General features: G+C 58.9%; 16 protein-coding genes. 5 read left to right on the top strand and 11 right to left on the bottom strand.

Features of this window, described 5'->3' with window-relative positions; all coding sequences use genetic code 11:
• The coding region (locus GQE99_RS10260) for an ATP-grasp fold amidoligase family protein (protein ID WP_268892735.1) at positions 1-644 on the top strand (644 nt) is incomplete at its 5' end.
• Between the two features lie 458 nt (positions 645-1,102).
• Here the strand turns inward: GQE99_RS10260 and GQE99_RS10255 are convergent.
• From GQE99_RS10255 to GQE99_RS10245, 3 genes are all read right to left on the bottom strand, one after another.
• Complete coding sequence (locus GQE99_RS10255; RefSeq protein WP_161351487.1) at positions 1,103-3,082, bottom strand: glycosyltransferase family 2 protein; 1,980 nt, start codon at positions 3,080-3,082, stop codon at positions 1,103-1,105.
• Between the two features lie 309 nt (positions 3,083-3,391).
• Positions 3,392-3,586 carry a hypothetical protein gene (locus tag GQE99_RS10250; protein ID WP_161351486.1) on the bottom strand — a complete coding sequence of 65 codons (195 nt, stop codon included), beginning with the start codon at positions 3,584-3,586 and terminating at the stop codon, positions 3,392-3,394.
• An 18-nt stretch (positions 3,587-3,604) separates the two neighbouring features.
• Positions 3,605-3,862: a helix-turn-helix domain-containing protein gene (locus GQE99_RS10245; RefSeq protein WP_161351485.1), complete on the bottom strand. Its 258-nt coding sequence runs from the start codon at positions 3,860-3,862 to the stop codon at positions 3,605-3,607.
• A 521-nt stretch (positions 3,863-4,383) separates the two neighbouring features.
• On the opposite strand from GQE99_RS10245, the gene GQE99_RS10240 reads away from it, so the two are divergent.
• Together GQE99_RS10240 and GQE99_RS10235 are read left to right on the top strand one after the other, a co-directional pair.
• Entirely contained in the window at positions 4,384-5,034 is a 651-nt protein-coding gene (locus tag GQE99_RS10240; RefSeq protein ID WP_161351484.1) for a hypothetical protein, read from the top strand.
• The gene (locus tag GQE99_RS10235; RefSeq protein ID WP_161351483.1) at positions 5,031-5,594 is read left to right on the top strand and encodes a hypothetical protein; all 564 of its coding nucleotides are present in this window, start codon (positions 5,031-5,033) and stop codon (positions 5,592-5,594) included. The genes GQE99_RS10240 and GQE99_RS10235 overlap by 4 nt, the downstream gene beginning before the upstream one ends.
• A gap of 504 nt (positions 5,595-6,098) precedes the next feature.
• Here GQE99_RS10235 and GQE99_RS10230 read toward each other — a convergent pair.
• From GQE99_RS10230 to GQE99_RS10215, 4 genes are all read right to left on the bottom strand, one after another.
• Positions 6,099-6,575, bottom strand: a complete 477-nt coding sequence (locus tag GQE99_RS10230) for a hypothetical protein (RefSeq protein WP_202530648.1) — start codon at positions 6,573-6,575, stop codon at positions 6,099-6,101.
• Between the two features lie 170 nt (positions 6,576-6,745).
• The gene (locus GQE99_RS10225; protein WP_202530645.1) at positions 6,746-7,621 is read right to left on the bottom strand and encodes a transglutaminase-like domain-containing protein; all 876 of its coding nucleotides are present in this window, start codon (positions 7,619-7,621) and stop codon (positions 6,746-6,748) included.
• 309 nt (positions 7,622-7,930) lie between these two features.
• Entirely contained in the window at positions 7,931-8,383 is a 453-nt protein-coding gene (locus GQE99_RS10220) for a YecA/YgfB family protein (RefSeq protein ID WP_161351482.1), read from the bottom strand.
• Positions 8,384-8,481: 98 nt separating this feature from the next.
• The gene (locus tag GQE99_RS10215) at positions 8,482-8,712 is read right to left on the bottom strand and encodes a hypothetical protein (RefSeq protein ID WP_161351481.1); all 231 of its coding nucleotides are present in this window, start codon (positions 8,710-8,712) and stop codon (positions 8,482-8,484) included.
• A 166-nt stretch (positions 8,713-8,878) separates the two neighbouring features.
• Here GQE99_RS10215 and GQE99_RS10210 point away from each other — a divergent pair, with 166 nt between their 5' ends.
• Both GQE99_RS10210 and GQE99_RS10205 read left to right on the top strand, forming a co-directional pair.
• A complete protein-coding gene (locus GQE99_RS10210; protein WP_161351526.1) occupies positions 8,879-9,613 on the top strand; it encodes a Crp/Fnr family transcriptional regulator in 735 nt (244 codons plus the stop codon).
• A gap of 255 nt (positions 9,614-9,868) precedes the next feature.
• On the top strand, positions 9,869-10,744 hold the full coding sequence (locus GQE99_RS10205; RefSeq protein WP_161351480.1) for a Crp/Fnr family transcriptional regulator: 876 nt from the start codon (positions 9,869-9,871) through the stop codon (positions 10,742-10,744).
• A 90-nt stretch (positions 10,745-10,834) separates the two neighbouring features.
• Here the strand turns inward: GQE99_RS10205 and GQE99_RS10200 are convergent, their stop codons facing one another.
• The 4 genes from GQE99_RS10200 to GQE99_RS10190 form a co-directional block, all read right to left on the bottom strand.
• Positions 10,835-11,476: a hypothetical protein gene (locus GQE99_RS10200; RefSeq protein WP_161351479.1), complete on the bottom strand. Its 642-nt coding sequence runs from the start codon at positions 11,474-11,476 to the stop codon at positions 10,835-10,837.
• 235 nt (positions 11,477-11,711) lie between these two features.
• Complete coding sequence (locus GQE99_RS10195) at positions 11,712-12,509, bottom strand: hypothetical protein (RefSeq protein WP_161351478.1); 798 nt, start codon at positions 12,507-12,509, stop codon at positions 11,712-11,714.
• Between the two features lie 374 nt (positions 12,510-12,883).
• Entirely contained in the window at positions 12,884-13,030 is a 147-nt protein-coding gene (locus GQE99_RS21285; protein ID WP_202530643.1) for a hypothetical protein, read from the bottom strand.
• Between the two features lie 161 nt (positions 13,031-13,191).
• Entirely contained in the window at positions 13,192-13,398 is a 207-nt protein-coding gene (locus tag GQE99_RS10190) for a cold-shock protein (protein ID WP_161351477.1), read from the bottom strand.
• Positions 13,399-13,552: the final 154 nt, after the last annotated feature.

Raw genomic sequence — 13,552 nt, 5'->3', positions numbered from 1 at the left:
GCGCGTCGGGCGATTGCTCAACCTGCGCCAATCGGCGTAAACACCAACCGGGCTCCGGTCGCGGCTGGATGAAAGTTCAGGGGCAGGTCACCGGCCTTAACCGGATAATTCATGACCTGAGAGATGTCGATATCCCGGAGTTGTGCGCCCATTTCAATGAGCGTTTGCCATTGATTAGGAATGCGCAGGGAGTTCGCGAAAAAAACAACGTTGCGATCATCGAGGAACTACTTGCCGGACATGGACAAGCTGTCCCGGTCGATTACAAGTTTCATTGCTTTTCCGGAGGTCAACCGGGGGGCGCAATATTTCTTCAGCTTACCACAGGGCGATTTGTTGCGCGCAGGCATAGCTACTTTGATGAAGGGGGCACTCCTGTAAGCCTCGGCATCGGAAGGGGCGAGCGGCATGACGTGACGCCGCAATTGCCGGAAAACATTCATGAAATGTTCGCGGTTGCGAAGTCTCTCGCCGAGGGTTTCGATTATATAAGGGTAGATCTCTATAATGTAGGAGGGCGGATCTATTTTGGTGAGTTCAGCCCTTTTCATCAGGGAGGATTTGGTCCTGTCTCAAGTCGCGGGTGGGACAAGGCGCTCGGCGATCTGTGGCGCTTTCGGTTGCCTGCTTATCAGCCTCAGTAAGGATTTTTCTGTACGAGCTTCTGCAAGCACGTGACTTTGTGTGTCTAAACATTGTCCGCAAGATCTGTTGGTACCACACCCAGGCCTCCCTGGCTTTCTGTGGATGGCATGCTTTTGAGCAAGAAAACGAATGGTGCGAGGTCTACTCAGATTAGTTTGAATGGGTCGTGCATGCCACCACTTGTTATCAATAACCTAAAATTTCCGAGTGAAGGTCATGCAGTGGCTCGGCGCGTTCCAAGGCCGGTCGTCCCACCAATTACCGCGGCTCGTGCCGGCGCAAGACGCCGAGGCTGTCGTCTGTTGGGTGCAGGTTCTGAGCCGCGACACCGTTGGTCGATTTCCACAAGGAGCGGCCTGGAATTCTTTAACCGCTCGCAGCGCCCGACGTCAGCGACGAGATTGACATCTCGTGTGGAGAATACTCGGACCTGTCACGTACTCGGAAATTTCGGCGATCAATCTGCCTTGACCACTCGCTCAATGTCGGCAGTGGCTATCTTCATAAGGTCTGGAGCCGGAAAATGCCGAGCAGTGTGTGGGAAGGGCATATACAGGTCCGTTGCGGGCGTAGTCTGGTGCCAATTGCGAAAAGCATCGATATAGTCACGTCGCTCCTGGGACAATCCAGAAGATGTTCGGGTTCCGGTCTTCGGGTCGTTGGTCAAGCCCGCTGCACCGTCCAGGCAAAACATCAAGACCCGTTTTTGTCTTACGAGTGAGTCGCCAAGTACCTTTTCCATACGTTCTATCAGCTCGCTGTCGGCCCCGAACCTGACGCAATCCCATCCTCCAAGGGTGTCGCGGAGCGTCTTGGTCTCACACATCATCGAAATCGGACAAAAACGCGCGACACCATCAAAACTAAGGCGACCAATCGGTGAAGCATGAGAAAAGCGCCCCTCGTCATCCAGGCGTACCATGTAGCCAATGGTTGCCTTGCGCCCCGGGAAGCTTTGGAGCCAGTGAACTTGACGCTCTATGCGATTTGGAAAAGCAATGTCGTCGGCGTCGTGACCGGTCGTATAGACGCCTTTGGCTTCCAGCAATGCACGGTTTTTGGACACGTATGGTCCTACGTTGATCGGATTGTGAAGGACGCGCACGCGCGCATCTCTCGAGGCGATTAACTCAATAATCTCACCGGTGCGGTCGGTGGATGCATCATTAACGGCGATCACCTCGACGTTGTGCCAGGTTTGGCGAAGTATTGAATTGATGGACTTTTCAACTGTTTCCTCGGAGTTGAAGCATGGAATTATCACGGTCACGAGGAGGGGTGCCTCAACGTGTTTCGGCTCGTCAAATGTGATGCGCTGGAACCTGGGCGCGGACCCGGCTTCTAGGCTGAATTCGGGGACGTCGTAGTACATCGCCCATTGCTTCATGGAAATGAGCCAGTCGTCGTCTGTCTCGGCATCGATTGCTTGGAATAGCTCCCTGGTCCCGGACGGCGGCGATGCTTCAGGGTTATCGAGAACGGAAAACGCGGCATCGGCGCCTTCTCGTTTGAATGTTCGGAACGCTCGCAAAACCAGGTTGCTTGATGGGTTCAAGCTTTTCTTCGGGCGCTTGGTACGGCGATATAGAGCCCACGGCGCCCAGAATGGCGCCAAGACTGCCAATGTCGGCGCAGCAAGGATATATGCAGTTTTTCTCTTTTTTTCTTCTCTCTTTTGGGTTCTCTCCCAAGTCAACGCTTCTTTTCGCCTAAGGGTCACTTCACGTGAAAGTAGTCTTTTGAGCTCCTTGTTTTCGGATATTGCATTCGCATGCTGGCTTCTCAATGCTTCATGGGCTGTGCGAAGGCCTACCGAAAGTTGCGCTTCGACATTATTGCTGTCTACTTGTGCGCTTTGGTTGTGGCGAACAAAGAATTCAGCGACGGCGCTTTCGATGTCGCCGGTTGCGGAGATTGCGCTGACAAACTCCAAGAAGCTCTCTTGAGGGTCGTCTATATCTATTTCTATTACATTTGATTTATTTTCAAGAAAATATGTGATGTTTTCTTCGATGGTATTGACCATATCTTCTGACGCACATTCATTGTCGCGATCTTGCATCAGAATAGATCTGTTGTAGCCATCCAGTATCGAATACCTGTGGTGCCACCGCCGGTCATAACTTTCGGCAACTTTTTGTCTATCGCGCGTGAGGTGTACGTATAGCGCCCTGTCTCCATACGCGTCCTGCAATCTTCCAAGCATCCAGGAGAGCCTATTGTCAGCTTCGATATGGCCCTTTGGATAAGCAAATCTTTCCGTGCCCAGCATACGGGTTCGCGTTTCATGTCCAGCTGTGTAATTCGTGAAATGCTCACATGCGCGAATGAACGTTTGCGAGCCGCAGCGGCCAGTGCAGAGTACAAAGACATTCTCAATATTTTTTGCGCTCGATGTGTTCATTTTTAACCTGTTCGGTGAGCGCAGCTTGACCATGGGCTCTTGATTGCTTCATGTCGCGCTACGTCGCGATGGCGAAAGGGCGATGTGCTGGCTGTTCTTGTTTGCAACTTACGCAAAGGTTCATTTGGGCCGCAAGCGGTTCAGGCCTGTAAAGATTGCGATCGAGGCTTTGGGCTCCGTGAGTAACCAATACCTAGTACTTCGTCGAAAACTGGAGAGGGCGTCGGTGGTCGGTTGGTTCGCGATCTTCGTTATGCATCTAGGCGATGTTTCGCGGGATCCATGACCGTTCGCGTCCGAGCAACGCACCGGGCTGCTTCTGTGGTAGCGGTCGCCGCAGGATCAGACTGCGGTATCAATCGGGGAACGATGGGGAATTGAGGTTATTGCCATATTCAAGACGCGCAGCGCAATCGCTGCGTGGTCTCCAATGCATTTTTCTGTTTGGACTATCTTGATCAGCCTGACGGTGGTCAGGTCTGCTGTCAGCGCATAGACCTTGCTTTTCATAAGCAGTTCGGTCTTTCTGGCCGCCAAGCATTTATTCCGTCAAGGTCAATCAGGTCTGTCGATCTCCGAGGGCCCGTGCTCGTTCGGCTGCTCCGCAGGAAAGAGGGCTGACACGGGAACTTCGAGGGCTTGTGCGATCCTCCAGAGCCTGGACCCGGAGACCCGGTTCTGAGCGCTTTCGTACTTCTGAAGCTGTTGGAACTTCACGCCGATGCGCTCTGCCAGCGCGACCTGGGTGAGGCCCGCATTGAGACGTTCTTTGCGAATTCTCTTTCCGATGAACACGTCGATGGGATCCGGCATGCGCGAAATAGCGCACCGAGCACGTGCGGTGTCAAGCGGCCAAACCCGACGGTTGAGGCGGTCAGCGCGGTACTGCGTGACGTGTCTCGGCCGGGCTGACGGAGGGGCAGACATCGTCGCCCCACGAGTGCCTGGAGACGGCGCTCAAGACGTGGCGCCGGCTCGTGCTTGACCGGGCGTCCGATGCGCGTGCGTCGCTTGATGCGATGTGTATGTGGTCGCGGGCGAATCTCCTCGCATCTGTGTCCACTCCGGACGCGGTCGGTGTGTGATTTTTTTGTTCTCCACGGGCGCTGAAGCGCCATCACGTCTTCGCTACGCCTTTGAAATAACCGCGAAAATTCGTTCATCCGGGCGCGCCAGAGGAGGGCAAATCTACTCCATAAAAGTGGTCGGGGATTCCCGCTATACTCGGCGCATCAGCAGAAGGAACCAAAGTCGCGTCGGCAAAGGAGAAGATTGATGCGTCAAACGACACCAACCGGGCGAGTGGCCCTAACCAATGAACCAGGAGGTTTCTGATGCCGAATGAAATGAGCGCCCATGACCCGGGCCGGTTCGGGCTCCGCCGTTTCGCCGATGTCCTGCCAAAGCGGGACCCCTTGCTAGGCGAGGACCCAGGGTCTTTCGAAGTCTTTCGTGAAGGCATGATGGCGTCTCTCTTGCCCATGACGCCGCACGAATGGGTTTCTGCCGAAAACGTCGTCTCGATCGAGTGGGAGCTGCTGCAACAGCGCCGCATGCGCGACGCAGGCATTCGCAGCCAAATCCGCGGCTCGATTGTCGACGCCGTCACGGCAAAACGAAGAGCGGACTACAAACGAGACATGCAAACGGCACTTCAACGTCACCTTGTGAGAGGCGGCAAACGAGAAGAGTGGCTTGAGCCCTACGAGTTCGACCAACACGAGGCAAAATCGTTCGGTACGGACCTGGCGAAACGTGCTGTCTCTACGGACGCGGAGGTCCAGGCAAAGGCGCAAAAGGAGATCACCAAGCTCGGCATGGAGCCCATGGAGCTGATGGCGGAAGCCTATCGGTCGGCTCAGAGGTCGGTCACGCATCACCAGCAGGAAATCATCGAGCTTGAGCGGAGGCGTCGTGACGCAAAGCGCGACTACGACCAGCTTCAGAGGTCTCGTCCAATCGACGGCAAGGTGATTGACGGATGAGACATGAAGATATTGGTGACCGGAACCGCGCGAACGCGCAGAAGAGCACCGGTCCCAGGACGAACCGTGGCAAGGCCGTGGTGGCGGGCAACGCCCGCCGCCACGGCGCAACGGCAAAGCCTGACCCGTGGGCGGTCATGACCTGGTACGCCATAATCCTCGACGAGCCTGACGTCTTCTCTTCAGGCTCCGTGATCCCGCGGAGTGATCGCGAGGTTGCGGCCCTCACGCTCGCGCAGTCCGAGGCTGCGCTCGCCCAGGCGAAGCAGTCCCTCATTGATTTCGAGGAGGGGTGGGAGGCGCCCTGTGAGTCGCTTGAAGACCTGCGCAACATGCGTGACCACATACGCGAGGTGTTGTTGGAACACGATGTCACGACACGCGACATGCGCCGCGCCATGGTGCTCCTCGACAAGATCAGGCGCCACGAGGAAAACGACACGGCCATCGGCGGAAAGCGCCACAGGCTCCTTCAGCGCTACCATCGCGAGGCGCGGTCGCGCAGGCGCCGCGCCTTCGAGGCCTGGATCGAGGTGAACAGCCCGGGAGAGGAGGCCTGATAAGGCCGATTTACCGAAACAAAGCCAGAGTTCATCTTGGGGTTGTGTGTGGGGCGGGGCGCTTCGAAGGAGTGGGTGCCCGTCAAAACACCCTCGATCTTAACCTTAACTGCATCTCTCGGAGGGCAAACCCCCGATAACGTTCCACAGCGGACCTACCGCCCCACCAGCCCGCCCGCCTTGCGGCCGCAGGCAGCCCCACCACGGTGTCCACCGGCCAATTCAAACGCGGCTCATGGCGCCACCAACGGCCTCCGACCGCCCAGCAGGTAGGCCGCAGCCTCCAGGATCACGCCGTTGGTGTTCACGTCGCCATAGCCCGTCATCGGCGTTCCGCTCAGGGCATAAGTGCCGACAATGAACCCCGCGCCCGCGCCCGTGGCCCGCGAAGTCGGCCCGGTGCTTTCATTCGCAGGGGATGCGCTTGTCCCGATTGGCGCTCGATCTGTGGCGGCGTGTGTGCGACCACACCGTGAAACGGTCGGCCGGAGCATACGCCTCCGTTCATGCCTCGCGGCCCCGGCCGGGGCCCGTATGATCCGTCGCCTCGCCATCGCGGTCTGCGGGTTTGTCTCGCTCATCGTCCTCTGTATCGGGGCGGTTTCGCGCCATGACTGAATACAGGTCGCGCAGCTCGCGCTCCGTCACGCCATCCGCTTCCATGACAAGGCGGATCATCGGATCAGCCAACATCTCTTCGACGAAGTAATCCTTTAGAGCGACGCCCGTGAGCTTGTCCTTTGCAGCCGCGTGTTCGAAGGCCGCAAGCGGGACCGTCAGCGTTCTGGCAAGGCCGGGATGGGATGACCGCGTTGGAAGCCGCAGCAGCACATGGGGTGTCCAATGGCGCGGTTCATGGAGGTTCTCCGGAACGGGAATTTCCGTTTCGATTTCGTATTCCCCGGCCGGAAGCACCTCGTCGAAACCGTCGAGTTCGAATGGCCGAAGAAAAACAGCAGTCGTCTTGATTGCAACACTCATGTCGATCCTCCCGGGTTATGCGTGCCAAGGCCCGCCCCAACAGAAACTTTGGGCCGCCGGGCGGTCTTGCGAATGCGGCCAGGAACACGCGACGTTCCAGGCAGTGCGCAGCTTGTCTTTTTCGGAGCCCGCCGCTTGCCGTGGTTAGATATATGCCATCCAGGGTTCCCTCAAGAAGGCTCCCAGCACGCCTGTGGCGCGATCTCGCGGGTCCAGACCTCGAAATCCGTCAGGTCGACAGGCCCGAATGTTTGCGTCAACGGCACATCGGCCGCGTCGCGTCCGCGTGCAATCAGGACGCGTCCGATACGCCGCGTGTTGTTTCGGGGGTCAAAGACCTGCCAGGCCCCGCCGAGAAAAACCTCCACCCATGCCGCGAAGTCATCCGGGGTCTCGGGCTCCTTTTGTCCGATTTCGCTGAGATAACCGGTGCAGTAACGCGCTGGAATGTTCATGCAGCGGCAAAAGGCGATCGCCAGATGCGCGAAGTCGCGACAGACGCCGTGGCGCACGCTCAACGTCATTGATGCGGTTCGTGTGGCGTCAGCTTTCATGTAGTCGAAGCTGACATAGTCATGAACGAAGTCGCAGATTGCTTGCACGCGTGGCCATCCGGACGCTGTGTGTTCGAACAAATTCCAGGCCTGGTTGGACAGGAGATCCGTGTCGCAATAGCGGCTGCCAAGGAGGTAAACGAGGGTCTCGGAGGGTAGGTCTTCAACCTTGAACTGCGCTGCGTCGTGCGCGATCGGATCGCGCTGACCGGTGTCGCGCAGAATGCCGTCGCAGGACAAGGTGAACTCTCCTGCCGGTGCTATCATCCGTGTGCACCAATTCCCGAAACCGTCGTAGTAGCCTGCAAGCGGTACATCGGGCGATGTCGTGAGATGGTCTTTCCGCTCCAGGTCGCCACTGCGCGAGCCATGGACGTTCAGGATGGCAATAAGCGGCGTTGGCTGCGTCAGACGGTAACGCAAGCGGCACCCGATCCGCATGCGGATACCACGCGCTTCACTGGCCGGTGTGGGAGGTGAAACGGTCACCATGGTGTCAGGCCAGAACCGGAAAAGCCAGCAAGGCGAGCATGCCTGCCAAGCGCCCCACACGCGCTAGGATGGTCTTGAGTGACGAGGAATGCGGCACGGTATTGGTGTCCACCGTCTTGGCTCCGTCTCGATCCGGCAAATCAGTCTTTGCGGGATCAATTGGTGGTCTCGTCTGTAGGCGCGGGGGATCGGATTTCGTGGTCCCGGCCGCTGGCAGGGGGGCATCGGCCTCGGGGCGTGAGGGCATGCCTTCGTTTTCTGCCACTTGAAGCGGAAATCCGTCAGGACCCGTGGAAGGGGGGTGAGGTGTCATGACAAGGACAACTTCAACAAAGCCACAGCGGCCAAGGCGTATTCTTTCTTGTGATAATCTCCAAGGAAATGACCGTCGAGCTTGACCTCCCAAATTCCGTTCCGCAGCCGGAGCTGGATACGGTCTTTTTGTTTTTTCGTTTCCGGCCGGACCGTTTCATGCGTCATGGTGACGGGTCTCTTCGCGGCCGTCGCAGCCTCGGTCTGTTCGACGCGCCATGCATCTTCGAGCAGCATGACGGCACGTATGAATTCTTCCGCATATTCGTCAGAACTGCGGAAGTCATGCTCATGCTGGGTCATTCTCATCGGTTCGACGAAGCGCGCCCGCAGGTGGTCGATGAAGCGAGGCTCCGTTTGGGCCATGTAGGCGATCAATGTTTGAAGGATCCGCTCAAGGGCGCGCACGCGCCGTTCGAGATCGGTTGTCTCTGGCAACGGTGTTGGCATGTCGTTCTTCCTCCTTCTCGTCCTGGGGGCGACACCGTCTGGAGATCCGTCCGTTGTCACGTGCTGTCGCGGGTCTTCCTTGTCGGGGCCCGGCGCACTTACGGCCTCCGGACGGAGTTGCCGCCGGCGATGATCCGGTTGATGAGCGCCGCGACGGCCTGGTGTGTTTCGGCATCCGGGCCATCGGTATTTTCGTGCGTCGCCGCAGCATCGCGCAGAACTCCCACAATCTCGTGTTGCGGAAGCACTTCGTGGTCGTTCATCGCGAGCAGAAGTGCCTCGCAGATCGACAGGGCCGCCATGCCGGCGAGATCTGTGTGGTCGGGCATTGTGGACAATCCTCGTTGCTATCAGGCGCAAAAGGCCGTGACGCGCCGGAGTGGTTCGTTCACTGTTGCATGAAATGTGCTATGCATGACTGACATGAAGCAGTCGGCAGGCGAAGTTTTTCGAGTAATGTCGTCCGTCGGATCTGCCCGCACCGCGAGGGGGCGCATGAACATCCCTGTAAACCTACCGCTCACCCGCAAGCTCTCCACCTTCGTAGCACTGTCGAAGGCCGAGTTGGCGCTTCTGGATCATTTGCATCAGCGCAACCGGTTCTTCAGCGCCGGTAGGGATATGGTGCATCAAGGGCAATCGGGGCAGGCCGCCTACGTACTCATGTCAGGCTGGGTCTGTTCCTACAAGCTTCAGCCCGACGGAACGCGCCAGATCGTCGACTTCCAGATTCCGGGTGATTTCCTCGGATTGCGTAGCGTTCTCTTGCGTACATCGGATCACAGTTTCGAACCGATCGTGGACATCGAGGCCGCGGAGGTGCTGACGGAAGACCTGCTCGAGGCGTTCGCCCAGACGCCTCGCCTCGCGACCGCCATCCTCTGGGCCGCGTCGCGGGACGAAGCAATGGTCGTGGAGCATCTCGTCGGGATCGGTCGACGCGATGCGGTCGTTCGGATCGCACATTTCCTTCTGGAGCTTGGATCGCGGCTTGCCCTGGTCGGCTTGGGCGACACGAAGGGCTACGACTGCCCGCTCACGCAATACCATCTTGCCGATGCGCTGGGGCTGAGCGCCGTTCATGTGAACCGCGTCCTGCGGCAGCTTCGTGAGGCAGGCCTCGTGACGTTCCGCGAGGGCCATGTGCGTTTTCACGACCTTGACCGGCTGGTTAAGCTGGCTGACTTCGATCCGGCATACTTGGACCACGCCGGGCCACTCCTCAAGTGATTTGAGCCGACCACCGGACGGCGGGAGCCGAGCGATGCTCGGATTAGGGGTCGTTTCGCGAATGTACTGCGCGCTGCTGTCCTTGGACTATTGTCATTGGTTCAAACATCGGTGCGCCAAGCATATCGAGAAGCGCGTCGCGCTAATCCATGTCAGCGGCAATCCCCCAGAACGTGGTAGTGGTTGTCGAAGGTATTTGTGCGGACATCATTGAGCTGACGAGAAAACCGTCCTTTCCAAGCAGGCGAGGCCATTATGCTAGCTGACAGTCGAACGACCTCCGAAACGTCAACGGTCTGCCGGGAATACGCGGAACGTGGCTTCAGTCTGTGCAAGGTTGCTGACAAGAGCGCGGCACGCGCATTGGCCTCCCAGACACGCGTCGCGCGCTTTGCGGGCGGTTCCACGATCTTTGCACAAGGTGAGCCCGCCGACAGGATCGGGATACTGACATCGGGAACCGTGAAGGTTGTCGACCTGACAGAAAATGGCGTGGCGCACATCCTGAGCCTGCTGTCGGCCGGGGACATCATCGGAGATATTGGGTCGCCCGAGAACCAGCTCGGCTGGGAAGCCGCGACGGACGTGATGATGTGCTGGCTCACGCGTGCCAGTTTCGAGCGATTGCTGGCCGACCACGCGTCGTTGCAGAAGGGTTATCTGGCCGCGATCGTCCGGCAGCTGGAGAAGGAGCGTCTCTGGACGTCATCCATGCGGAGCAGGGGAACACTGCAGCGCGTTGCGAGCTGGCTGTTCGTTCAGGTCCCGCCGGACAGAGGCCTGACCGAAACGCTGTTGCCGCTTTCGCTCTCGCGGCGCGACATTGCGTCGCTGCTCGACATGTCGCCCGAAACACTCTGCCGGGTTCTTCACACGATCATTGGCATGGGCGCGATCCGGATGCCGACACCGGACCTGGTCGTGGTTCAGAGCTGCCACAACCTGCTCGCAATCGCGAAAGGCGTGCGATCACCACTTCCTGACGGGATGGTTGACGCGACGGGCGTCAATAAATCGCGATCAAGCGGACAGACCGTGGCAAAGATCAACCGGCCTTCCCGCGGTCAAATCCACGGAAGCCCGGGTGCTCCTTCGGTCGTTCGGGCGTCAGGAATGCGCCCGCAGCGCTGATTCCGGATCGCCGACTCGCGCCAGGCCGGACACTCCTGGGAGACCGGCCCGCCGGTTTCCGCACGGAATCGATCCCGGGACGCGGCGGGCTCATTGCATGACCCGGTAGACCGCGTTGCGCAGCTCAGGGTGCATGATCCAGACCGACGGCTGATCGGCCTCCGGGACTGTCCTGACGGCGAATATGCCCACGGCGCGGTCGCCGTCCTCTCCCTTGCCCTCTTCGATATCGATGCCGAGGTAATCCGCGAGGAGGTCGCCAACCTTGCAGAGCACCTTCATGACCGTGTCGGACGACTTGTAGCCGGCGGCCCGGCCCATCTGGTCGATCGTGCTTCCATCTTCGCGCGCGATCGCCTGGGCTCTCAGTATGGCGGTCTGGCCGCGTGATATGGGCGTTTGAAAGAGGGCTTCGACGAATTCCTCCTCGCTTGGCACGAAGAGCGACACGCGCTCCTCCCAACGCCGCACGCTCTTTCTTTCAACATCGCGCGCGGCGATCTTGGTCATCAGGGCCGCGATGGCTTCGCCCTCTGTGTCGCCCTCGGCCTGTGCGATCAGGCCCTGTGCCTTGGACGGAGGCTTAGGGAAGGCCCTTGCAATGCATACACCGGCCAACCGACCAGCCTTGATCCGGTACTTGGCATGATCTTGCTCGAAGATGTCGGAGACATCGGCGCTCCTAATCGGTCTCGCGACCGCGGTCTTGGGCGGCGTCGCGATGACGGCCAAAGCGCGGCCTGCCGCTGTGTTCCTATTCATGTTCAGCTTCCTATCCATGTGTTCGAAGACACCACCGCGAAGGCCAGGACAAATAGGGCCAAGGCGGCGGCCAGGAGGCGAAGCCTGTTTCTCCGCCGTAGGGCCGGTGCCGCGTCCGCTTTCAGTTTCGCGCCGAACCTGTCGTTGAAACTGGGCTCATCCATGTGGCCGTTCTTCCATAAAAAAAGCCCGAGTGCTGCGTGGGTCACTCAAGGATGCACGCGCCGCTCCGGCGCAAATAGGGTCTGTCGCATTCCCAGTCATCGCCGCGACGGTTCAGATGCGCGAAGTCCGGGATGAGGACCTCTTCACATTGGTCACGCTTGGCTCGAAAGCCGCGATCGCATTTCCAGTCAGCGCTGGACGGGCCGCCTGTCAAATGGGCGTTCGCGGGGATCTTGAGGGCGACGCACGTATCACCGGAGGCACGATAGCCTCTCAGACAGACCCATCCCGTGGCGCTGAAGTCATCCGTCAGACGGGCGTTGTCGGGCACCTCGATCTTGACGCAGGCGCGACGCTCCAACCTGTATCCCCAGTCGCACGCGATCATGGCGCTGCTGTATTGCTGGACGAGATAGCCGTTCTCGGGAACGTCTATGGGCTCGCATTTGTCGCCTGAGCGCCGGAACGTCCGATCGCATTCCCATCCGTTCCCGCGCGCATTCAGGTAGGCGTTGGTCGGAACCGGAATTTCGAGGCACTCACCATCCCGTTCCACGAATCCATGGGCGCAAACCCATCCGGTCCCGTATGTGCGTCCGGTGGCGTATGCATTGTCAGGGATCGAAAGGGCGACGCAGTCGCCCGCGTTTTCGCGAAAGCCGTCGTCGCATGCCCACTCGTCGCCAAAACTCCGTTGGTGCGCGTTTGATGGGACGGCTTCGGGTGAGGACTGGGCCGTTGCCGTGAGGGGAGCGACCGCCAAAAAGCCCATGAAGGCGATCGCGTAAGCCGGCGCAAGGCGAGACCCTCGTCCAATCAGGCTGCTGCTGCGGATCATGGTGACCAACTCAAGGAAGGTACGCGACGTGAGTTTCGGGTAATTTGGAATGGGTCTGATGACTGCAAGACCTCCGCTGCCACACCTGGATGTGGATGACATGCTACTGGACTTGAAGGCTTGCGGTTATTTCACTGTCGGCAGCACTGCGACAGGGATCCAAACCACCTTGATATTATCGCCCTCTCGCGGCCAACAGTCAATCCAATAAGGTCACCTGCGAGCTCAATGTCGCCCTGGTACTCGGTGACCGCATCCAGACGTCGTCGCCTCAATACGGCGTTTTCGCTCGGTGTTCTGAGCCTTTGTCGGCGGCGATCGTCACTGCGTCTCTTGGCGGGGCGAGGCGACCGTGGCAGAGCCTGGATCAGGGTTCACGATGATGTGGCGTCGTCCTTGTGCGTCTCCTGCGCTTTCTGGGCGGCGGGGGTCTGCAAAGGTCGGCCATAGCCAAATCTCTTTTTCGGAAACTGCTTTGGCGGCCGACTGAGGAATTCGTTGAGGTCGAGCTGCTTTTTCATCGGTGAGTATCCCATGGGTAATGGTCCTTTCATGGTTACGCGGTCTTCCGGTCGGGACGCGTCAAGCTGGCCCGGCGCGAAACGTCCACGGGTGTCCGACGCGCCGGTCCCAATTCCGGCTGTGTTCCTTTACGCGGAGGCGGGGCGCCCTGGCGGATATGTTACCTGACTTCCAGGTCGCCGGCCGTGTTGCGACCGTCACTGTCAGCTTCGATTTCAAAGCTGACGTTCTGGCCGATCTCGACGCGCTCCAAGCCCGCGTCCTCGATCGCCGAGCCGGGTAGGTACACCTCGTTTTCGCCGTTCTCCGGCTGAATGAAGCCGAAGCCATTCTGGGTGTTGAACCATTTGACGGTGCCATGTGTCATGTCGAGGGACTTTCCTGTGGTTGCTGTCCGCAATATGCGACAGCCCGGCAAGTCGGGTCTAAAAGCAATCTGGCGCCGGTGAAGGAAACAGTGTGCGCTTTGAACAACGAAGCTACATACATATGGGCGGTGGCAGGCTAATTTGCAACGAGGC

Source organism: Maritimibacter harenae, from assembly GCF_009882975.1.
Taxonomy (GTDB): Bacteria; Pseudomonadota; Alphaproteobacteria; order Rhodobacterales; family Rhodobacteraceae; genus Maritimibacter; species Maritimibacter harenae.
Note: the sequence above shows the minus strand (reverse complement) of the source record. Positions and strands in the feature narration are given on the sequence as shown.